This window comes from Cereibacter johrii (genome assembly GCF_001720585.1).
GTDB lineage: Bacteria > Pseudomonadota > Alphaproteobacteria > Rhodobacterales > Rhodobacteraceae > Cereibacter_A > Cereibacter_A johrii.
In genome coordinates, this window is record NZ_MABH01000043.1 from 1 (window position 1) to 20,052 (window position 20,052).

The following is a 20,052-nucleotide window of genomic DNA, read 5'->3' on the forward strand; positions in this document are numbered from 1 at the left end:
CCGCGCGCTTTCACGCTGGCGCAAATATCCCGGGGGTCCGGGGGCAGCGCCCCCGGTCCTTCGGGGCCCGCCCCGGACGTTCCGTGATCAGAGCACCGCGGTGACGATCACTTCCACCCTGTAGTCGGGCGCCGCCAGCTTCGCCTCGCCGGTCGCGCGGGCGGGGCAATGGCCCTGCGGCACCCACTCGTCCCAGACCGCATTCATCTCGGCAAAATCGGCCATGTCGGCGAGCCAGATCTGGGTCGAGACGATGCGCGTCTTGTCGGTGCCGGCCAGAGCCAGCAGCCGGTCCACCTCGGCGAGGCAGGTGCGGGTCTGCTCGGCCACCGACTGGCCGGGATTGCCGACCTGGCCTGCCAGCCAGACCATGCCGTTGGCCGTCACGGCCTGGCTCATGCGGGCGCCGGTTTCGAAGCGGGTGATTTCGGTCATCAAAGCCTCCTGAAGTGACGCCTCCTGTTAGCCCACGGGCGGCGGGCGCGAAACCCTCTCCTGCGGCGCGCCCGGCGTGACCCGAAGCGCGGCGGCCGCGCTTGGGCTCTCCCTGAAACAAACGACATCCGTCCCGCTCCGGCGCGCGGCGGCGTGCGGATATTCCCCGCCTGCGGCCCGTCCCGGAACGATCGTCTCCTCCGCGCCTGAGGCCGGAAGAACGTTCCGGCCTTCCGCCCCCTCCGGCGGGCCTTACCGGAACATCCTGACTTGATTTTTCCGCTCTGCCGGCCGATCTGAGGAGCGACCCCAGATTCAGGATGTGACGCCATGCGACTGATCCCGCTCGCCGCCGCGGCTCTTGTGGCCGTTTCCGCTCCCGCTCTCGCCCAGACGGGCTTCGGGCCGCTCCTCACGCCCGAGCAGGCGGCCGAGGCGCAGGCCTCGGGCGAGGCGCTGTTCCTCGATATCCGCACCGGCGAGGAGGGCGCGGCCACGCCCTACGAGACGGGCCATATCGCCGGCGCGGTGCCCGCGCCCTACGGCCTCTTCCGCGGCCCGAAGGAGAACCCGGGTCAGGTGCCCGAGGCCGCGAAACTCACGGGGATCCTGAGCGGGCTCGGCGTGACCGCCGACCGGCCCACGGTCATCGTGCACGAGGGCAAGGACGCCACCGACTTCGGGGCGGCCGCCCGCGTCTACTGGACCCTCAAGTCGAGCGGCGTGAGCCAGCTTGCCATCATCAACGGGGGCATGCGCGGCTGGCAGGAGGCGGGCCTTCCGCTCAGCACCGAGGCCGTGACCCCCGAGCCCAGCGACTTCACCGTGACCTTCTCCGACCGCTGGCTCGCCACCCAGGACGAGGTGCAGCAGGTGGTCGAGGGCAAGGAAGAGGCCAAGCTCATCGACGCCCGCCCGCAGGAGTTCTGGGAAGGCAAGAAGGCCGCTCCCGCCGCGGCCCGTCCGGGCACGCTGCCGCAGTCGGAATATTTCACCCATGACCGCTGGTTCGGCTCGAATCCGGCGATCATCGATGCGGACCGCGCCCAGAGCCTCGCCACCGAGGCGGGCTATACCGACGGCGAGGAGCTCATCTCCTTCTGCAACACCGGCCACTGGGCCGCGACCAACTGGTTCGCACTGAGCGAGCTCGCGGGCGTCGAGAATGTGAAGCTCTATCCCGAATCGATGGTGGGCTGGTCGAACGCGGGCCTGCCGATGGAGAATGTCCCGGGGCCGATCCAGAACCTCTGGAACCAGATCTCCGGCGTCTTCTGAGGATCGCGACATGACGGACACCATGGCGGCCGCCGGGCCGGTCCCGGCGGGCCCCGGCGGCAAGAGCCTGCTCTTGGGCGCGGCGCTCTTCGCCGTCTGCGCGGTCGCGGTGATGGCGGGGGCGCGCTACGGGCTTCTGCTCGCGATCGGCCTCGGCTTCGGGATCGCGCTCGAGGGGCTGCGCTTCGGCTTCGCGGGCCCCTGGCGCGCGATGATCCTGCGGCGCGAGCCCGCGGGCCTTCTGGCGCAGCTTCTCGCCATCGGGCTCGTGGCGATCGTGGCGATCCCGCTTCTGGCCGCCCATCCGGCCGAGCTGGCCGGCGCCCATGCGCCGGTCGGCTGGTCGATGGTCGGCGGCGCCTTCGTCTTCGGCATCTGCATGCAGCTGGTGCTGGGCTGCGGCTCGGGAACGCTCGTCAATGCGGGCAGCGGCAATGCGGTGGCGGCGGTGGCCTTGCCCTTCTTCGCCGTGGGCAGCTTCCTCGGCGCCTACAACATCGACTGGTGGAACGGCTTCGGCATGGCGCCCCTCGTCGTGCTGAGTGGGACGGGCGGCCTTGCGGTGACGCTGGCGGGTCTGGCCGCCGTGGCGCTTCTGGCCGTCTGGTTCGGCGTGCCCGGCGGGGCGCGGCTGCCGCGGCGGCTCTGGATCGCGGCGGCGGCGCTCGCGGGGCTCGCGCTTCTGAACCTCGTGGTGGCGGGCCAGCCCTGGGGCGTGGTCTACGGCCTCGGCCTCTGGGCCGCCAAGGGGGCCGTCGCGATGGGGGCGGATCTCTCGGGCTCGGCCTTCTGGAGCGCGCCCGCCCAGGTCGAGCGTCTGCGCGAGAGCCTGCTGACCGACGTGACCTCGCTCACCAACATCGGCATGATCGCGGGCGCGGTGGGCGTGAGCCTCTGGCGCGGCGGCCTCGGCTCGGCGGTGCCCGGTCTTCCGGCCAAGGCGTGGATCGCGGCCATCGTCTCGGGCCTGCTTCTGGGCTATTCCTCGCGTCTGGCCTTCGGCTGCAACGTGGGCGCCTTCTTCAGCGGCATCTCGACCGGCAGCCTGCATGGCTGGGTCTGGTTCGTCGCGGCCTTTGCCGGCTCCTCGCTGGGGATCCGCCTGCGGCCCGGCCTCGGACTGGAGGGGCCGCGATGACCCGCAAGCCCGTGGCGCTCGTGGTGGTGCTGGCGGTGGCCGGTGTGCTGGCCCTCGACACGGCGGTCAGCGCGCCGCCCAATCCCTATCAGGCGCCGCCGATCCTCGCGCTCGGCTCGGGGCTCGCCCCGGGCGGCGCCCACTGTTCCGCCGCCGGATCCTGACGGAGCGCCCTCGGGGGCATCCTGCCCGACCGTCCGACAGGAACGGCGCCCTCCGGGGCGCCGTTCGCGTTTCGGCCGCCCCTCGCAGGCGCCGGACGCCTTCTCCGCCGCGCCCGACCCATGGCTTGCGGAATTTTCGTTGACAGACGCGTGAACCGGTCAGCTATTCTGACCGCACGGCGCCGTTGGGAGGCGGAGCCGTTTCTGCACGACAGTCCGGATCCCTGCTGCGCCGCCCTCGGCCGCGGCCTCTCCGGGTATGACGGTTCAACAAGGGAGGAAAACATGAAGCGACTGACGACGTCCCTCGCGGCCCTTTCCCTGACCGCAGGACTGGCCCATGCGCAAGCGGCGGATGTGCCCGACAATCTCGAGAAACTGTCGAATTTCCAGAGCACCGGTGCCACCGACTTCACCTTCGTCGAGCAGGGCGGAGAGTTCGCCGAAGGCATCAAGCGCAACCTCGAGCGGATCGAGCTGCCGCAGGGCTTCCGCATCGGCCTCTATGCCGTCGTCCCCGATGCGCGCCACATGGCGGTGGGGCCGCAGGGCATCGTGACCTTCGTGGGCACCCGGAAGGACAAGGTCTGGGCCGTCACCGACCGCAACAAGGACCGCGTGGCCGATGAGGTGAAGGATTTCGCCCCCTCGCTGCGCTTCACCATCCCGAACGGGCCCTGCTTCTCGAAGGACGGTTTCCTCTACATCGCCGAGCAGAACCGCGTGCTTCTCTTTCCCGCAGCCGAATTCTTCTATGAATCGGGAGATGTGGCGGCCTTCAACCTCGTGAAGCAGGGCGAGCTGATCCCGGTCGAGGAGGAGAGCTTCAACCACACCGCCCGCGTCTGCGACATCGGCCCCGACGGCATGATCTACATTACCCTGGGCCAGCCCTTCAACGTGCCCGCGCCCGAGAAGCGCGAGCTCTACGACAAGTGGGGCATCGGCGGCATCGTGCGGATGAAGACCGACGGCACCGGCCGCGAGGTCTTCGCCCGCGGCATCCGCAACTCGGTCGGCATGGACATCGACCCCGAGACCGGCAACGTCTGGTTCACCGACAATCAGGTGGACGGGATGGGCGACGACATTCCGCCGGGCGAGCTCAACCGCGCCACCGGGCCGGGCCAGAACTTCGGCTTCCCCTGGTATGGCGGCGGCAGCATCCGCACCAACGAATACAAGGACGAGGAGCCGCCCGCCGATGCCGTGATGCCCGTCGTCGAGATGGACGCCCATGCGGCCGATCTCGGCATGATGTTCTACACGGGCTCGATGTTCCCCGAGGAATATCGCGGCGCCATCTTCTCGGCGCAGCACGGCTCGTGGAACCGCACCACGCCCGTGGGGGCGCGCGTCATGGTGACGACGCTCGCCGAGGACGGCACCGCCACCACGAAGCCCTTCGCCGAGGGCTGGATCGACGAGAACGGGGAATATCTCGGCCGGCCCGTCGATGTGGCGCAGCTCCGCGACGGATCGATCCTCGTCTCGGACGATCTCGCGGGCGCGATCTACCGCATCTGGTATCAGCCGGAATGAGGAGGCTCGCGTTTCTCGGCGGTCTGGGCGGGGTTCTCCTCGCCCAGTCCGTCGCCGCCGAGCAGCCGGCGGCGCCCGAGGGCAATCCTGCGGCGGGCAAGGTGGCGGCGGGGCTCTGCCGCACCTGCCACGGGCTCAACGGCTTCGCCCGCATCCCCATCGCCCCCCATATCGGGGGCGAGCATCCGTCCTACATCCGCCACCAGCTCGAGGCCTTCCGATCGGGCACGCGCCAGCACGAGATCATGTCGGTGGTCGCGGCCTCGCTCAGCGATGCGCAGATCGCCGACCTCTCGGCGTGGTTCGCGATGCAGAAGATCCATGTGGCGCTGAAGCCCGGCGTCGATCCCCATGCGGCGCCCGAGGCCTGTGCGCTCTGCCACGGGGCCGACGGGGTGGCCGTGCTCGAGGATGCGCCGAACCTCGCGGGCGAGAACGCGGTCTATATCGAGACCCAGCTCAAGGCCTTCCGCACCGGCAAGCGGACGCACGAGATCATGTCGCCGATCGCGGCAGAGCTCACCGACGCCGAGATCCGCGCGGCCGCCGACTGGTATGCGGCCGTGCAGATCGAGATCGACCCACCCCCGTGACGGCGCCGGTCCCCCGGGGCGCGCGCCCGGCCCCCTGAGGGTCGGGCCGGGCCTCAGGCGAACGGGCGGCGGGCCACGCAGCCCGCTCCCCCATCGCCCGCGCTGCGGCAGTCCCAAGGGAACACCCGCTCTTGAGGGCAGGGCAGCGCGTCACGCGAAAGCGGCACCGCGGCGCATGGCCTGATCCTCCAGTGTCCCGAGCTGCGGCGGTCCCTTGAAGCGCCCGCTCTTGAGGGCGGGGCGGGACCTCAGGCCAAAGCGGCGCCGAAGCTCATGGCCTGATCCGCCAGCGTCCCGCGCTGCGGCAGTCCCTTGAAGCGCCCGCTCTTGAGGGCGGGGCAGGGCGTCGCGCGAAAGCGGCGCCGAAGCTCATGGCCTGATCCTCCAGCATCCCGAGCCGCGGCGGTCCCTCGAAACGCCCGGTCCCCTGACGGCGGGGCGGGGCTTCAGGCGAAGGCAGCACCTCGGCGCATGGCCTGATCCTCCAGCGCCACTCGCTCGGAGGTCTTCTGCAGGCCGTGCACCAGCGAGACGCCCATGAAGAAGTGGTAGAGGATCGTGCCCGGCAGCAGGTGCAGCAGGTAGCTCCAGCCGCCCCAGACGGTCGCCAGCGCCACGACCACGAGCGAGCCCGCGAAGGAGAGCGTGAAGCAGCAGAGGATCGCGAGCCCGTTGACGCCGGTGTAGCGCCCGACGATGGCGCGCCGCTCGATCTCGGTCGCCCCGAAGAGAAGGGCCAGCGAGACGGCGAGCGACAGGGTGAGAAAGAGGAACATGGCTAATCCTTCCGATCCGGCCCCGGCACGAGGCAGGCTCCGGCCGGGGACGGATCCTGCATAGATCCGGCAATCCGTGCGGACAATGAGACGAGATGACCTCCCCGCGGCCCGAGCGGATCGCGCAGCGAGGATGGCCACTTTCTCACTTCTGAAAGAACCGGCCCCCGAGGACCGGGCCGGCCCCACCCGGTTCCGGACGCCCGCGGCCCGAAGGCGAGATCCCTCTTCCCGGACCGAAGGAAACAGGCGCCCGACGCGCCTGTGCGGCCCGTCCGCGCTCCGGCCGGGACATCGCCGCCATGCCCGCCTGACCCCGCCGGCACCGCGCCCTGAGAGAGCCCCGGAGGGGGCAGGCTCGACGGCCGGTCCGTCCTCGAACCAGAGGTCGAGCGCCTCCGCCGCCTTCGCCGAAATCTCGGACCAGTCGTCGGCAGCGGCGACGCTTCCGTGGATGTTCTCCCGCAGGACTCGCGAATACAGGCTGGGGATCACTGGGAACCCGGTGCCGGAATCGTGCCGTATGCGCCGATTGCGACATTCGGAGCGGCAGCATCATGCGCCGCTTCCGGGATAGGCAAGTGCCCGCATGACAAAGAGAATTTTAGTGGGAAGTTGGAGCGGGTGAAGGGAATCGAACCCTCGTCGTAAGCTTGGGAAGCTTCTGCTCTACCATTGAGCTACACCCGCGTCAGGCATCCACCTAAGCCAGCCAAGGCGCCTCGTCAAGCGGTTGGATGCGGTGTTCATCCAAGGCCTCGGCGGCAGAGGGCGCCGAAGCCGCCATCGCCGCGGACGGACGCCGTGCGACCCGTGCCTAAGCTCGGCAGGCGCCTCCGGGAGACCCGGCTCCATGGGAGGAGTATGTCGGCCGAGAGGCTGCAACGCGGCAGTCCCCCGCCTCTCCGCAGGGTGCCTGCGCCGCCTGCCTTGTCCGGGCGATAGCAGTCTTTGCCATCGCGTCTGCTTGGGCCCGCCGCCCGCCCGTCGCCGCCCCTCTCGGCGGCGCCTCCGGGACTCCTGGCGAGCGAGGCGCGCGCTTCTTGCGCTGGAAGTCGACCGGACCTCTGCGGCGCTCCTTCCACGTCCGGGTGGGGAGCGAGGGATGGTCAGGAAGACGTTCCCGCTCATGATGGTGGCGGTGAAGGCCCCCGGATGCAGGAGCGCCGCCCGTCCCGAGAAGATCTGCGTATAGCGCGCCGTCTGCGGCTGGCAGGAGGGCCGCAGGCGCGCCCCGGTTGTGACTCGGCACCGCCGTCCCTGCGGGCGGATCAGCTCCTCCGGCGACGGCGTTCGCTGCCGCCGCCGCTGTTGAAGGCGGGTTCGGGCAGGCTGACGATCGCGCGCAGGCAGGGGAAGGGGGCGGTCGCGTGGGGGATCGCGTTCGCCGCCACGAAATGCTCCTGAAAGCGCGGCTCGATGGCGGTCTCGACCTTGTGGATCCGGTGCACCAGCGCCTCGATCGCGTCCCGCGCCGCGACCGAGGCGAGGGCGATCCGGGCGCCCGTGCCCGCGGCATTGCCGGCGGAGACCACCTTCTCGAGCGGCACGTCGGGGATCATGCCCAGCACCATCGCGTGCCGGGGGCTGATATGGGCGCCGAAGGCACCGGCCAGAACCACGCGGTCGACCTTCTCGATGCCGATCTCGTCCATCAGAAGCTGCGCCCCTGCATAGAGCGCGGACTTGGCCAGCTGGATGGCGCGGATGTCGCCCTGGGTCACGAGGATGCGCGGGCCGCCCGCGGCGCTGGCATCGTGGAGGAGATAGGAGTGGGTGCGCCCGTCGGGCTCGCAGCGCGGGCTGCCGGTCTGCTCGGCCGACCCGATCAGGCCGCGCGCATCGAGAAGCCCCGCCATCCGCATCTCGGCCACCGCCTCGATGATGCCCGAGCCGCAGATGCCGGTGATCGGACCCGCGGCCTCGGCGAATCCCGGATCGTCCGACCAGAGCTCGCAGCCGATCACGCGGAAGCGCGGCTCCCTGGTGGCGGGATCGATCTCGACCCGCTCGATGGCCCCGGGTGCTGCGCGCTGACCCGACGAGATCTGCGCGCCCTCGAAGGCGGGGCCGGTGGGCGAGGAGCAGGCCAGCACCCGGGCCTCGTTGCCGAGCAGGATCTCGGCATTGGTGCCCACATCGACGATCAGCACCATGTCCTTGGAGGTCTGCGGTTCTTCGGCCAAAGCCACCGCGGCGCAGTCGGCCCCGACATGGCCCGCGATACAGGGCAGGACATAGACCTGCGCCGCCGGGTTGACAGCTGACAACTCGAGGTCGCGGGCGCCGAGCGAAAGGCTCGAGCCGGTCGCGAGCGCGAAGGGGGCCTGACCGAGCTCGACGGGATCGATGCCGAGCAGCAGATGGTGCATGACCGGGTTGCAGACAAAGACGAGCTCGTAGATCGAGGCGGGATCGACGCCCGCCTCGGCCGCGATTTCCTGCGCGAGCCGGTCGATGGCCTCGCGGACGGCACGGGTCATCTCGACATCGCCGCCGGGGTTCATCATCGCATAGCTCACCCGGCTCATCAGATCCTCGCCGAAGCGGATCTGGGGGTTCATGAGGCCGCTCGAGGCCAGCACCCGCCCGTCGCGCAGGTCGCAGAGATGGGCCGCGATGGTGGTCGATCCGAGGTCGATGGCAAGGCCGTGGATGGCGCCCTCGAAGAAGCCGGGCCAGAGATCGAGAATGCGCGGCGCGGCATCGTGATTGCCGCGGTGGAGCGCCACGGTGACCTTCCAGCCGCCCTTGCGCAGCGCGGGCTGGAGACGGCGCAGGATCGAGAGGTCGGCCTCGACCCGCTCGACGCCCCACTGCTCGCGAAGCGCGGTTTGCAGCCGCTCGAAATCGCCCGAGGGCTCGTGCATGTCGGGCTCGGCCACCTCGACGAGGAGGGTGCGGGTCGCGGGATCCATGGCGATCTCCCGCTCGGCGGCGGACTTGCGGATCACCTGCTTGTGGACCTGGCTCTCGGGGGGGACGTCGATCACCACGTCCGACAGGATCTGCGCCTGACAGCCGAGGCGGCGGCCGTCGATCATGCCGCGCTTTGCGCGATACCGCTCTTCGACCGCGTTCCAGTCTGAAAGCGCATCGCGCGCCACCGTCACCCCATGTTTGGCGAATTCGCCGAAGCCCGGCTGGACCTGACATTTCGAGCAGATCCCGCGCCCGCCGCAGACCGAATCGAGATCCACGCCCAGCTGGCGCGCGGCGGTGAGGACCGGCGTTCCGACCGGAAAGCGGCCGCGCTTGCCCGAGGGGGTGAAGATGACCAGCGGATCGGACATGGGCGGGAACTCCGTCAGGGAAAGCCAGGCTCGGGCAGATATGCGACGGGGGAGCCGCTGGTGCCAGCCGCTCCCCCGCAGGATGTCGCGCGGATGCGCGGGAACCGGGCAGGGCCGCCCGGTCCGAAGCCCCGTCAGGCGCGGGCGCGGCGACGGCTGCGGCCGCCGGCGGCGGCCTGCGCGGCGCAGGCCTCGGGGAAGGTGGCCCCCTCCTTCACCGCATCGAGGATGCGCGAGAAGCGGATCCATTCGCTGCCGTTCGGATCGTGGTTCATCAGCATGTTGGCAGCGCGGATCGCCTCCATCTCGACCGAGCGGACCGGGTTCATGATGGCCGAGGTCATGCCCGCGCCGATGGCCATGGGCAGGAAGGCCGCATTCACCCCATGCCGGTTCGGCAGGCCGAAGGAGACGTTCGAGGCGCCGCAGGTCGTGTTCACGCCGAGCTCGTCGCGCAGCCTGCGGACGAGGGCGAAGACCTGCTGGCCGGCCGAGGCCATGGCGCCCACCGGCATCACCAGCGGATCGACCACGATGTCATGCGCGGGAATGCCGAAATCCGCCGCGCGTTCGACGATCTTCTTGGCCACGGCGAAGCGCACGTCGGGATCCTGGCTGATGCCGGTGTCGTCGTTCGAGATCGCCACCACCGGCACGTTGTATTTCTTGACCAGCGGCAGGACGAGTTCCAGCCGTTCCTCCTCGCCCGTCACCGAATTCAGGAGCGGCCGGCCCTCGCAGGCCGACAGGCCCGCCTCGAGCGCGCCGGGCACCGAGCTGTCGATGCAGAGCGGCACGTCGGTGATGGCCTGGATGCGCGAGACAAGTTCCTTCATCAGCGGCGGCTCGACGAAGTTGTTGTCGGCGTAGCGCGGATCCTCGGCCATCTTGTTGGTGAAGACCGCCCCCGAATTCACGTCGAGAACCGTGGCGCCGCAGGCGACCTGCTCGAGCGCGTCCTTCTCGACGGTCGAGAAATCGCCCGCCTCGAGTTCGGCCGCCAGCTTCTTGCGCCCCGTGGGGTTGATGCGTTCGCCGATCACGCAGAAGGGCTCGTCGAAGCCGATGACGACGGTTTTCGTTTTGGACTCGAGGACGGTACGGGTCATGCTTCAACCTTTTCCATGTTGGCCGGGATGCCGGAGCGGCCGCCGTTCGCGGTCACCCATTCGGCGTTGGTCTTTATCCCGCCAAGCGGGAAGAAATGCACGGACTCGATGCCGAACAGGTGGTTCTTGGCCTTGTGCGCCGCGATGCCGCTGACGAACTCCGTGGGCTCGTAGGGCAGGAGCAGTTTGGTCACATCCATGGCGCGCTTCTGGAGCACGCGCATCGAGGGGCCGACGCCGCAGGCCACGGCGAACTTGATCATGGTCTGAAGCTTGGCGGGGCCCGCGATGCCGATATGGATCGGAAGCCGGATGCCCTCGGCCGCCAGACGCTCGGCCCAGGCGATCACCGGGTCGGGCTCGAAGCAGAACTGGGTGGCGATGGCCATCTTCGCGTCGGTGCGCTCGGAGAAGGCCTGCTTCCAGCGCAGCGCCTCCATCACCATCCGGTCCGAGCCATCGGGATCGATGTCCTTCGAGCCCTCGGGATGGCCCGCCACATGCAGCCGCTCGAACCCGTCGAAGAGCCCGGTTTCGAGAAGCTGCATCGAGGAATGGAAGTCGCCCTGCGGGGCGCGCAGGCCGCCGGCGAGGATCAGCCCCTGCTTCACGTCGGCCTCGCCGCGGTAGCGGGCGATCCAGTCGGCAAGCGTCGCGCGGTCCTTGATGATGCGCGCCGGGAAGTGCGGCATCACCGGGAAGCCCTCGGCATTCAGGCGCTTCGCGGTCGCCACCATCTCCTCGATGGGCGTGCCGTCGATATGGGCGATATAGACCCGGGTGCCGCGGGGCAGCAGGTCGCGGAAGTCCGCGACCTTCTCGGCGGTGCGCGGCATCACCTCGATGGAATAGCCCTTCAGCAGCGCCTCGACGGGGGCGGGAGCGGAGGGAGCGGCCGCCTCGCGGCGGAGTCGGAAAAGCGCCATGGCGGCCTCCTTCAGGCGGCGGGGCAGGTCAGGCCCGGCCATCGTTGTCGATAAGCGCCCGGAGGCGCGCGGCATCGTAATCGCGGTCGAGACGGTCGGCTTCCGAGCGTGCGAGCGCCTCGGGCTCGCCCTCGGCTTCGTGCGTGGCCTTGCGCCATTCGGCGAGGTAGGCGTCGCTGTCCTTCGCGCCGATCTTCATGGCGCAGCGGTCGATCGCCTGTTCGAAACGTTCCGGCAGGGGCGCCTTGGAGCCCCTCCGGCCGCGGCCCACGATGACCTGGGCCGGGATATCTCGCCAGTAGACGATGGTGACTTCGGGCATCGGCGATTCCTCTTCCTCGGCTTCTCTTACGCGTCGCAATGCCGCGCTCGCTGTCGGTTTTCGACATGGTGCGCGCGCGGAGCGACGCGGCCCCTCCGGGCGGTGCCGGCCGTCCCCCGCGCGCCACAATCGCAGGCGCGTCAAAGGGGTCCGGGGTGGCTGCCGGCCCTGCCGCCGTGCGGCCTCGGGTGTGCTCCCTGCGACGATCCGACCTTGCGGCGGGAGGCTCGCGCGCATACTCTTGGAGCAACCATGAATGGAGGGCGACGATGACGCCCGAGCGTCCCAGGGGTGCGGACGCGATCCCGGCGCGCGACGAGCTGATCGTCGGCGCAGCAGTGGAACCTTCCGTCACCCCGCCAAGCGACCGGGGGCAGCTTTATGCGGCGCTGGACCTCGGCACGAACAGCTGCCGCATGCTGATTGCCCAGCCGAAGGGCAGTCAGTTTCAGGTCGTGGATTCCTTTTCCAAGACCGTGCAGCTCGGCGTCGGGCTGGAGGCCTCCGGCCGGTTGTCGCGCGCCTCGATGGGGCGCACGATCCAGGCGCTCAGGATCTGCCAGAAGAAGATCGAGAAGCATCAGGTGCGCCGGATGCGGCTGGTGGCGACCGAGGCCTGCCGGCGGGCGCGGAATGCGCGAGACTTCATCCGCCAGATCCGGCGCGAGACGGGCCTCGCGCTCGAGATCATCGCGCCCGAGGAAGAGGCGCGGCTGGCGGTCATCTCCTGCGCGCCGCTCGTCTCGCGGCGCACCGAGCAGCTTCTGGTGGTCGATATCGGCGGCGGCTCGACCGAGCTCGTCTGGATCGATCTGTCGGCCGTCCCGCGCGAGGACCGGCCCAGGGCGATCATGCGGCTCCATTCCGGCTTCACGCCGCAGGGGATCGGGCCCGAGGCGCGGGTGGTGGACTGGATCTCGGTCCCGCTGGGGGTGGCGACCCTCAAGGACCAGTTCGGCGACGTGGACGACGATGCCGCGCGCTTCGCGCTGATGAGCTGGTATTTCGAGGAGAATCTCGCGAGCTTCTCGCCCTACAATGCCGAGAACCCGCGCGAGGGGTTCCAGATCATCGGCACCTCCGGCACGATCACCACGGTCGCGGCGTCGTTCCTCGGCCTGCGACGCTACGACCGGACCAAGGTGGACGGGCTGCACATGACCTCGGACCAGATCGACACGGTGATCCGCGACTACCTGACCCTCGGCCCCGAGGGGCGGCGCACCGACCCACGCATCGGACGCGAGCGGCATTCGCTCATCATGTCGGGCGCGGCGATTCTCCAAGCCCTCATGCGGATCTGGCCCACGGACCGGCTGTCGGTGGCCGACCGCGGCCTCCGCGAGGGGCTTCTCTATGCACAGATGAGCGCGGACGGCGTTCTGGAAGACGGACCCTACAAATGACCACGAAGAACACATCGGGCCGGGGACAGCGGGAGCTGCGCGTGCGGGTGAAGACGGCGAAGGGGCGCAAGCTCTCCTCGACGCTCTGGCTCGAGCGGCAGTTGAACGACCCCTACGTCATCCGCGCCAAGAAGGAAGGCTACCGGGGCAGGGCGGCCTACAAGATCCTCGAGCTCGACGATAAGTTCGGGTTCCTCAAGCCAGGCGGTCGCGTGGTCGATCTGGGCTGCGCGCCCGGCGGCTGGTGTCAGGTGGCGGTCGAGCGGGTGAATGCGCTCGGCCAGCGCAAGAACAAGCCCGAGGGCACGGTGCTGGGGGTCGACCTGCAGGAGGTCGAGCCGATCAGCGGCGCCGAGATCCACCAGCTCGACTTCCTGTCGGACGATGCCGACGAGAAGGTGAAGGGCTGGCTGGGCGGGCGGGCCGATGTGGTGATGAGCGACATGGCCGCCGCCGCCTCGGGCCACAAGGGCACCGACCACCTGCGGATCATCGCGCTGTGCGAGGCGGCCGCGGCCTTTGCCTTCGACGTGCTGGAGGAAGGCGGGACCTTCGTGGCCAAGGTGCTGGCGGGCGGGGCCGAGAACGAGCTTCAGGCCATCCTGAAAAGGAATTTCACCAAGGTTGCCAACGTGAAGCCGCCGGCGAGCCGGGCCGACAGTTCGGAGAAGTTCGTGGTGGCGATGGGCTTCCGCGGACGTGCGTCCGAGCCCGAGGACGGCGAGGCCTGAGCCGGTCTGCGTCGGGCGGGGCCGAAGACAGGGCGCCTTCGAGGCGCCCTTTGCCATGACCGGAACACAGGGGCGGCCGACGGGCCAAAAGAAAGGGCGCCCCAAAGGCGCCCGTGATCCTGCACGAAAGAAAGGGGAGGCTCAGCGGCCCCAGTGGCGGACTGGGCCGCAATCCATATGGACGAAGTCCGAGCGCGAGTAGCGGCCGACGCCGCCCGAGGCGCAGGCTTCTGCGGCCTTCGCCATCTGGCCCACCGAGCGGGATTTCAACCGCAGGTCGGCCGCCTGTCCCTTGAGATGGAGGGAGTTCCGGGCCACGCCGCTCGACCGCGAGCGCAGCATGGCGTTGGTCTTGGGACAGCGGTAGCCCGAGAGGAGCATGTAGGGCTCGCTCACATCCATCAGGCGATGCGAGGCCGCCATGATGTCCACCGTGCGCGCGTCGATGCGGATCACGTCGTTCGTCCGCCAGTCGCGCATGAAGTGGTTGATTTCCTTGAGGGCTTCCGGAATGTACTCGCCCTCGATCCAGTAGATCGTGTCCATCGACTCGCCGGTGCGACCCGAATACATGCGGATCCGTCGCACATCGCCCGCTCCGCGGAGAAATCCGAACGCATTCGCGTAGGTGGGAGCCGCAACCACGGCCGTGGCGGCAAACGCACCCAAAAGGCCGCGCCGCGTGATGAGCGTGTTCGTCAGTGTCATGATGAGCGCCTGTCCCGTCGCCTGGTCTTCTGTCCGCCTGTTCCGGCGGCTTTCTTTGCTACTCGTCCCCAAGTGCTTACCTCCTATGCCATATGGTTCCCTGCAACAGAAGGCCCGGATTGGCCGCACCGGCGCAGTTAAGGCCCGATAGGCAAAAAATTGCTGAACGATAGCCTGAGGATCGGCGGGATCGGGAAAGTTGCGCGGCGTGACGAAAAAGCGACAAAAGCCGCGGGCCGCGCGGTGCCGGATTTACGCCGCGGTGCAAATAGCCGAAGTTGGTAGAGAATGCAGCGACCATCCCCGCTTGAGGTGCCAATGTCCTCCCCCCTCCGTCGCAAGACCGGTTTCGGACTTGCCCTCTGTCTGTCCGTGGCGCTCGGAGCGGAGGCTTTCGCGAATCCCCCGGCGGCCCCGGTCGAGCTGACGCCCTTCAGCCGCTCGGTGGCAGGGGCTGCGGGGCGGAGCGAGCTGATCGCGCAATTCTATGCGGCCCGCTCCTACCGGACGCTGTGGACCGGGCCCGAGGATGCCGCCCGCCGCGAGGCGCTGCTGACGGCCATCGCCGAGGCGCCGGCGCACGGGTTGCCGGTGCAGCGCTACGATGCCTCGGCGCTGATCGCGCGCTTCCGCGCGGCCCGGACGGAAGCCGACCGCGGGCGGCTCGAAGTGGCGATGACGCAGGCGCTTCTGGCCTGGGCGCACGATCTGCACGGCGGCGCGCTGGAGCCGGGCAAGGTCGATCCCGGCATCAAGCGGGCGGTGAAGCGGCTGGATCCGCGCAGCGTGCTTACGGCCTTCGAGGCGAACCCGGTGCATTTCCTCGACAGTCTCGCGCCGCGCGGGCCGGATTATGCCCGGCTGATGCGGGCGCGGCTGGATCTCGAGGCGGCCATCGCCGCGGGCGGCTGGGGGGCGGAGGTGCCCGGGGGCAAGCTGAAGCCCGGCGCCACCGGCCCGGCCTTTCTTGCGCTGCGCGACCGACTGATGGCGATGGGCTATCTCGGGCGCAGCACCGCCGCGAGCTACGATGCGGAGGTGGCGGCCGCGGTGCGGTCCTTCCAGACCGATCACGGGCTCAGCCCCGACGGGGTGGCGGGCGAGGGCACCATCGCCGCGCTGAACGTGGCGCCCGAGGCGCGTCTGAGGTCGATCCTCGTGGCGCTCGAACGCGAACGCTGGCTCAGCATCGACCGCGGCGAGCGGCATGTCTGGGTGACCCTCGCCGACTTCTCCACCCGCCTCATCGACAATGGCAAGGTCACGTTCGAGACCCGGTCGGTGATCGGCAAGGACAGCCCGGACCAGCGGACGCCGGAATTCTCGGACGAGATGGAATATATGGTGATCAACCCGTCGTGGCATGTGCCGCGGTCGATCACCACGAAGGAGTATCTGCCGCTTCTGCAGCGCAACCCGAATGCCGCGGGCCATCTGAAGCTGATCGACAGCCGCGGCCGCGAGGTCAGCCGCGGTGCGGTGAACTTCAACGCCTACAATGCCCGGAACTTCCCCTTCTCGATGCGGCAGCCGCCATCCGACGGCAATGCGCTGGGGCTGGTGAAGTTCATGTTCCCGAACCAGTGGAACATCTATCTGCATGATACGCCGTCGAAGTCGCTGTTCGACCGCGAGGTGCGCGCCTTCTCGCATGGCTGCATCCGTCTGGGCCGACCGTTCGACTTCGCCCATGCGCTGCTCGCCGCGCAGTCCGAAGACCCCGAGGGGCTGTTCCAGTCGCATCTGTCGAGCGGCAAGGAGAGCGTCGTGCGGCTCGAGAAGCCGGTGCCCGTGCATCTGGTCTATTTCACCGCCTGGGCCGGGCCCACGGGACGGATGAATTACCGCGACGACATCTACGGCCGCGACGGGGTGATCTTCGAGGCGCTGTCCGAGGCCGGGGTGGTGCCGGGCGCGGTTCAGGGCTAAATCTTCAGGCGGGGCGGCAGCGGGCCGCCGACGGTTCGGAGCGGCACCATGGGCCATACCATCCGCGAGATCGCCACGGCGCTGGACGCCGAGGCCGCCGGCAATCTCGATCTCGTCGTGACGCACGCGGCAGAGCCTGCCGCGGCCGATGCCGACGCGCTGGCGCTGGCCATGGATGCGCGTTACGCCGAGGGGATCCGGCAGGGTGCGGCGCGCGCGGCGATGCTCTGGCAGGGAGCCGACTGGCAGGCGCTGGGGCTGGAGGCTGCGATCTTCGTGCCGCGCGGGCGCCTCGCCATGGCGGGCCTGTCGCGGATGCTCGATCCCGGCCCGCAGATCGCCCGCGTCGTGCATCCGATGGCGCTGGTCGATCCCACGGCCGAGATCGGCGAGGGCGCGGCCATCGGGCCCTTCGTCACCATCGGCGCGCAGGTCCGCATCGGGCCCAATGCCCGGATCGCAAGCCATGTCTCGATCGCCGAGGGCGCCGAGATCGGGGCGGACGCGCTGATCCTGCAGGGCGCGCGGATCGGCGCGCGGGTGCGGATCGGCGACCGGTTCATCTGCCAGCCGGGCGCGGTGATCGGCGCGGACGGCTTCTCCTTCGTCACGCCCGAGAAATCCGGGGTCGAGGAGATCCGCGAGACGCTGGGCGAGCGCGAGGAGATCCGCCAGCAATCCTGGGTGCGGATCCATTCGCTGGGGTCGGTCCGTCTGGGCGACGATGTGGAAGTGGGCGCCAATTCCACCATCGACCGCGGCACGATCCGCGACACGGTGGTGGGCAACGGCACCAAGATCGACAATCTCGTGCAGCTCGGCCACAATGTGCAGGTCGGCTCCGATTGCCTGCTCTGCGGGCAGGTGGGCATTGCGGGCTCGGCCCGGATCGGCAACCGGGTGGTCCTCGGCGGGCAGGTCGGTGTCTCGGACAATATCTTCGTGGGCGACGACGTGATCGCCGGCGGCTCGACCAAGATCCGCACCAATGCGCCGGCGGGCCGGGTGATCCTCGGCGATCCGGCGGTGAAGATGGAAACGCAGATCGAGATCCAGAAGGCGATGCGCCGTCTGCCGCGGCTGGCCGCGACCGTGGCGGCGCTTCAGAAAGCTGTTTCATTGAAGGGGCAGAGTGACTAAATCACCGCCACCAGACGGTGCAAGGGGAAGACCATGGCACAGAGCGTTCAGGATAAAGTCATAGCGATCATTGCGGAGCAGGCGGTGCTTGAGCCCTCCGACGTGAAGATGGATGCCACGCTCGAAGAGCTGGGCATCGACAGCCTGGGCCTCGTCGAATCGATCTTCGCCATCGAGGAAGCCTTCGACATCTCGGTGCCCTTCAACGCCAACGATCCGGAGGCGAGCGGCTTCGACATTTCGTCGGTGCGCGCCATCGTCGCCGCGGTCGAGGGGCTGGTGGCCCAGCAGGCTGCCTGAACGGACAGCGCATGAAACGAGTGGTCATCACGGGCGCCGGCACGATCAACGCGCTGGCGCACGACGTGGCGGGCACGCTGGCCGCCTTCCGCGAGGGGCGCTGCGGCATCACCGAGCTCGACATCCGCGACAAGGACCGGCTGTCGATCCAGATCGGCGGCCAAGTCCACAACTGGGATCCCGAGGCGCATTTCAACCGCCAGCAGATCGTCCTCTATGACAAGTTCACCCAGTTCACCCTGCTCGCCGCCCGCGAGGCGGTGGCGCAATCGGGGCTGACCTTTGCGGGCAGCCTCGGGCTCGAGGCGGGGGTGATCCTCGGCACCGCGGGCGGGGGCGTGAACACTTGGGACGAGAATTACCGGGTGGTCTACGAGGAGGGGAAGAACCGCGTCCATCCGTTCGTCGTCCCGAAGCTCATGAACAATGCGGCCGCCTCGCATGTGTCGATGGAGTTCCAGCTTCGCGGACCCTCCTTCACGGTGGCCACCGCCTGCGCCAGCTCGAACCATGCGATGGGGCAGGCCTTCCAGATGGTGCGCTCGGGGATGGCGCGGGCGATGCTGACCGGCGGATCCGAGGCCATGCTCTGCTTCGGCGGCATCAAGGCCTGGGAGGGTCTGCGGGTCATGTCGAAGGACGCCTGCCGGCCCTTCTCGCTCAATCGCAACGGGATGGTGCAGGGCGAGGGCGCGGCGATCTTCGTCTTCGAGGAGTACGAGCATGCCCGCGCGCGGGGCGCCGAGATCCTCGCCGAGGTGATCGGCTTTGCCATGACCTCGGACGCGTCCGACATCGTGATGCCCTCGAAGCTCGGCGCGGCGCGGGCGATCGAGGGGGCGCTGCGGGATGCGCGGGTCAATCCGGATGCGGTGGGCTACATCAATGCCCATGGCACCGGGACGGCGGCCAACGACAAGACCGAATGCGCCGCGGTGGCGGATGTGTTCGGCCATCACGCCGATCGGCTGATGATCTCTTCGACCAAGTCGATGCACGGGCATCTGATCGGCGGGACGGGGGCGGTGGAGCTCTTGGCCTGCATCCTCGCGCTGCGCGAGGGCGTGATCGCGCCCACCATCGGCTACGAGGAGCCGGATCCGGAATGCGCGCTCGACGTGGTGCCGAACGTGGCGCGGCAGGCGCGGGTGGATGTGGTGCTGTCGAATGCCTTCGCCTTCGGCGGGCTGAACGCCGTGCTCGCCCTGCGGCGGGTCTGATCGGGCGGCTCGAAAGCGAAACGCCGCCCGGGTTGCGGGCGGCGTCTCTCGGTTGCGTTCGGAAGATTATTCCGCGGCGGGCTTCTGGGCCGCCTCGGCCTTCTCGTTCGAGCTCTTCACCGCGTCATAGGCGGCGGTGAACCCTTTCAGCGAGACGTTCAGCGCGACCTTCTGATCCGGCGCCACGGCCGGAACGATGGTCACGACGCTCTTGTTGCCCTTCTTGAAGGCATCCACCTCGGCCTGGGTGAAGCCCACGCGCGCAAAGCAGCCCGCGCGGTTGCACCAGGAGAAGGGATAGACCTTCGGCTTGGCCGCATCGACGCCCATCGTCAGATTGGCGGTGAGCAGCGTCTCGAGCGGCGCCACGATGGTCGCGCCGGCTGCGGCCTGCTGGCCCGCGGGCAGGGCGAACATGCTGATCTCGGCCACCGAGTTGCCTTCGCCGTCCTTCAGAAGCTGATACATCTGGCACGGGTCGGCACCGTCCTCGGTGCGGACGCAGCGCTGTTCCCAGTCGCCGTGGGTCGCGGCGACATAGGTGGAGCCGATCCCGTCGGCCTGGTCTTCCTGACCCATGGACAGCCCCTGCGGAGCCGCGGCGCCTTCGGCGGGCGCCTGCGCGGCGGGAGCTTCGGCGGCCGGGGCGGCCGGCGTCTCCTGTGCCCAGGCGGCGGGCGCAAGGGCGATGCCCAGGGCCATGACGCAGAGGGTTTTCAGTTGCTTGCTCGACATGCGCGATCCTGTCCTCACATTATGTCGAGCGCGCTGTAGCACGCCCGCCCCACAGTGTCAGGTGCCAAATGCGCGAGGGCCTGCGGGTGGCGGGGCCTTGCTCCCATGGAGCGTCGGGGCGCGGAGGCGACGCCGAAAAGCGAAAAGGGCCGGCAATCCGGCCCTTCTCAGCGTCAATTTTGCTCCCTGTCGGACTGGCCGACTTCATCTGAAAGGGAACGCTAAGGGCTAAAGGGAAGCCCGTCAACAGCGAATCGTTTCCGCAGCCGCCGCCGAAAAGGCAGGAAAAACCGCGCCTTCGAGAGAA

Annotated in this window: 19 protein-coding genes, 1 tRNA gene and 1 pseudogene; 11 read left to right on the forward strand and 10 right to left on the reverse strand. The window is 69.1% G+C overall.

Translation table 11 applies throughout. The annotated features are described in order from the left end of the window. Positions 1 to 87 precede the first annotated feature (87 nt). Positions 88 to 435 (reverse strand): RidA family protein, encoded by a 348-nt coding sequence (locus tag A9O63_RS02510; protein WP_069330518.1) that lies wholly within the window; start codon positions 433 to 435, stop codon positions 88 to 90. 330 nt (positions 436 to 765) lie between these two features. Here A9O63_RS02510 and A9O63_RS02515 point away from each other — a divergent pair, with 330 nt between their 5' ends. The 5 genes from A9O63_RS02515 (at position 766) to A9O63_RS02530 (ending at position 5,150) form a co-directional block, all read left to right on the forward strand. Beyond that, positions 766 to 1,713 (forward strand): sulfurtransferase, encoded by a 948-nt coding sequence (locus A9O63_RS02515; RefSeq protein ID WP_069330519.1) that lies wholly within the window; start codon positions 766 to 768, stop codon positions 1,711 to 1,713. A 10-nt stretch (positions 1,714 to 1,723) separates the two neighbouring features. Continuing rightward, positions 1,724 to 2,851: a YeeE/YedE family protein gene (locus A9O63_RS02520; RefSeq protein ID WP_069330520.1), complete on the forward strand. Its 1,128-nt coding sequence runs from the start codon at positions 1,724 to 1,726 to the stop codon at positions 2,849 to 2,851. After that, complete coding sequence (locus A9O63_RS21720) at positions 2,848 to 3,015, forward strand: hypothetical protein (RefSeq protein ID WP_084295532.1); 168 nt, start codon at positions 2,848 to 2,850, stop codon at positions 3,013 to 3,015. Before A9O63_RS02520 ends, A9O63_RS21720 begins: the two co-directional genes overlap by 4 nt. A gap of 285 nt (positions 3,016 to 3,300) precedes the next feature. Next, positions 3,301 to 4,557 carry a PQQ-dependent sugar dehydrogenase gene (locus A9O63_RS02525; RefSeq protein ID WP_069330521.1) on the forward strand — a complete coding sequence of 419 codons (1,257 nt, stop codon included), beginning with the start codon at positions 3,301 to 3,303 and terminating at the stop codon, positions 4,555 to 4,557. After that, positions 4,554 to 5,150 carry a c-type cytochrome gene (locus A9O63_RS02530; protein WP_069330522.1) on the forward strand — a complete coding sequence of 199 codons (597 nt, stop codon included), beginning with the start codon at positions 4,554 to 4,556 and terminating at the stop codon, positions 5,148 to 5,150. Before A9O63_RS02525 ends, A9O63_RS02530 begins: the two co-directional genes overlap by 4 nt. Positions 5,151 to 5,596: 446 nt before the next feature. Here A9O63_RS02530 and A9O63_RS02535 read toward each other — a convergent pair whose 3' ends face one another. The 7 genes and pseudogenes from A9O63_RS02535 to A9O63_RS02560 form a co-directional block, all read right to left on the reverse strand. Then, on the reverse strand, positions 5,597 to 5,926 hold the full coding sequence (locus A9O63_RS02535; protein ID WP_069330523.1) for a hypothetical protein: 330 nt from the start codon (positions 5,924 to 5,926) through the stop codon (positions 5,597 to 5,599). A 616-nt stretch (positions 5,927 to 6,542) separates the two neighbouring features. Continuing rightward, positions 6,543 to 6,616, reverse strand: a tRNA-Gly gene (locus A9O63_RS02540). A 414-nt stretch (positions 6,617 to 7,030) separates the two neighbouring features. Beyond that, a pseudogene (locus A9O63_RS22565) lies at positions 7,031 to 7,120 on the reverse strand (urate hydroxylase PuuD); the annotation flags it as partial. A 77-nt stretch (positions 7,121 to 7,197) separates the two neighbouring features. After that, on the reverse strand, positions 7,198 to 9,219 hold the full coding sequence (locus A9O63_RS02545; protein WP_069330524.1) for an ASKHA domain-containing protein: 2,022 nt from the start codon (positions 9,217 to 9,219) through the stop codon (positions 7,198 to 7,200). Between the two features lie 134 nt (positions 9,220 to 9,353). Then, complete coding sequence (locus A9O63_RS02550; RefSeq protein WP_069330525.1) at positions 9,354 to 10,328, reverse strand: methyltetrahydrofolate cobalamin methyltransferase; 975 nt, start codon at positions 10,326 to 10,328, stop codon at positions 9,354 to 9,356. Then, the gene (locus A9O63_RS02555) at positions 10,325 to 11,254 is read right to left on the reverse strand and encodes a methylenetetrahydrofolate reductase (protein WP_069330526.1); all 930 of its coding nucleotides are present in this window, start codon (positions 11,252 to 11,254) and stop codon (positions 10,325 to 10,327) included. The genes A9O63_RS02550 and A9O63_RS02555 overlap by 4 nt, the downstream gene beginning before the upstream one ends. 28 nt (positions 11,255 to 11,282) lie before the next feature. Next, positions 11,283 to 11,576 (reverse strand): virulence factor, encoded by a 294-nt coding sequence (locus tag A9O63_RS02560; RefSeq protein WP_069330527.1) that lies wholly within the window; start codon positions 11,574 to 11,576, stop codon positions 11,283 to 11,285. Between the two features lie 269 nt (positions 11,577 to 11,845). On the opposite strand from A9O63_RS02560, the gene A9O63_RS02565 reads away from it, so the two are divergent. Together A9O63_RS02565 and A9O63_RS02570 are read left to right on the forward strand one after the other, a co-directional pair. After that, the gene (locus A9O63_RS02565; protein ID WP_009562235.1) at positions 11,846 to 12,982 is read left to right on the forward strand and encodes a Ppx/GppA phosphatase family protein; all 1,137 of its coding nucleotides are present in this window, start codon (positions 11,846 to 11,848) and stop codon (positions 12,980 to 12,982) included. Then, a complete protein-coding gene (locus A9O63_RS02570) occupies positions 12,979 to 13,713 on the forward strand; it encodes an RlmE family RNA methyltransferase (RefSeq protein WP_069330528.1) in 735 nt (244 codons plus the stop codon). Before A9O63_RS02565 ends, A9O63_RS02570 begins: the two co-directional genes overlap by 4 nt. A gap of 141 nt (positions 13,714 to 13,854) precedes the next feature. On the opposite strand, the gene A9O63_RS02575 is transcribed toward A9O63_RS02570, so the two are convergent. After that, positions 13,855 to 14,421: a YcbK family protein gene (locus A9O63_RS02575; protein WP_009562233.1), complete on the reverse strand. Its 567-nt coding sequence runs from the start codon at positions 14,419 to 14,421 to the stop codon at positions 13,855 to 13,857. Positions 14,422 to 14,739: 318 nt separating this feature from the next. Between A9O63_RS02575 and A9O63_RS02580 the strand changes: the two genes are divergently transcribed. Genes A9O63_RS02580 through A9O63_RS02595 form a run of 4 tightly spaced genes read left to right on the forward strand, consistent with a single transcriptional unit; the run spans position 14,740 to position 19,010 of the window. After that, positions 14,740 to 16,350: a L,D-transpeptidase family protein gene (locus A9O63_RS02580; protein WP_084295534.1), complete on the forward strand. Its 1,611-nt coding sequence runs from the start codon at positions 14,740 to 14,742 to the stop codon at positions 16,348 to 16,350. A gap of 48 nt (positions 16,351 to 16,398) precedes the next feature. Continuing rightward, entirely contained in the window at positions 16,399 to 17,490 is a 1,092-nt protein-coding gene (locus A9O63_RS02585; protein WP_069330530.1) for a UDP-3-O-(3-hydroxymyristoyl)glucosamine N-acyltransferase, read from the forward strand. 33 nt (positions 17,491 to 17,523) lie between these two features. Next, positions 17,524 to 17,790 carry an acyl carrier protein gene (locus A9O63_RS02590; protein WP_041669409.1) on the forward strand — a complete coding sequence of 89 codons (267 nt, stop codon included), beginning with the start codon at positions 17,524 to 17,526 and terminating at the stop codon, positions 17,788 to 17,790. 11 nt (positions 17,791 to 17,801) lie between these two features. Continuing rightward, positions 17,802 to 19,010 (forward strand): beta-ketoacyl-[acyl-carrier-protein] synthase family protein, encoded by a 1,209-nt coding sequence (locus A9O63_RS02595; RefSeq protein WP_069330531.1) that lies wholly within the window; start codon positions 17,802 to 17,804, stop codon positions 19,008 to 19,010. A 66-nt stretch (positions 19,011 to 19,076) separates the two neighbouring features. Here A9O63_RS02595 and A9O63_RS02600 read toward each other — a convergent pair whose 3' ends face one another. Continuing rightward, the gene (locus A9O63_RS02600; protein ID WP_069330532.1) at positions 19,077 to 19,745 is read right to left on the reverse strand and encodes an invasion associated locus B family protein; all 669 of its coding nucleotides are present in this window, start codon (positions 19,743 to 19,745) and stop codon (positions 19,077 to 19,079) included. Between the last annotated feature and the right edge of the window lie 307 nt (positions 19,746 to 20,052).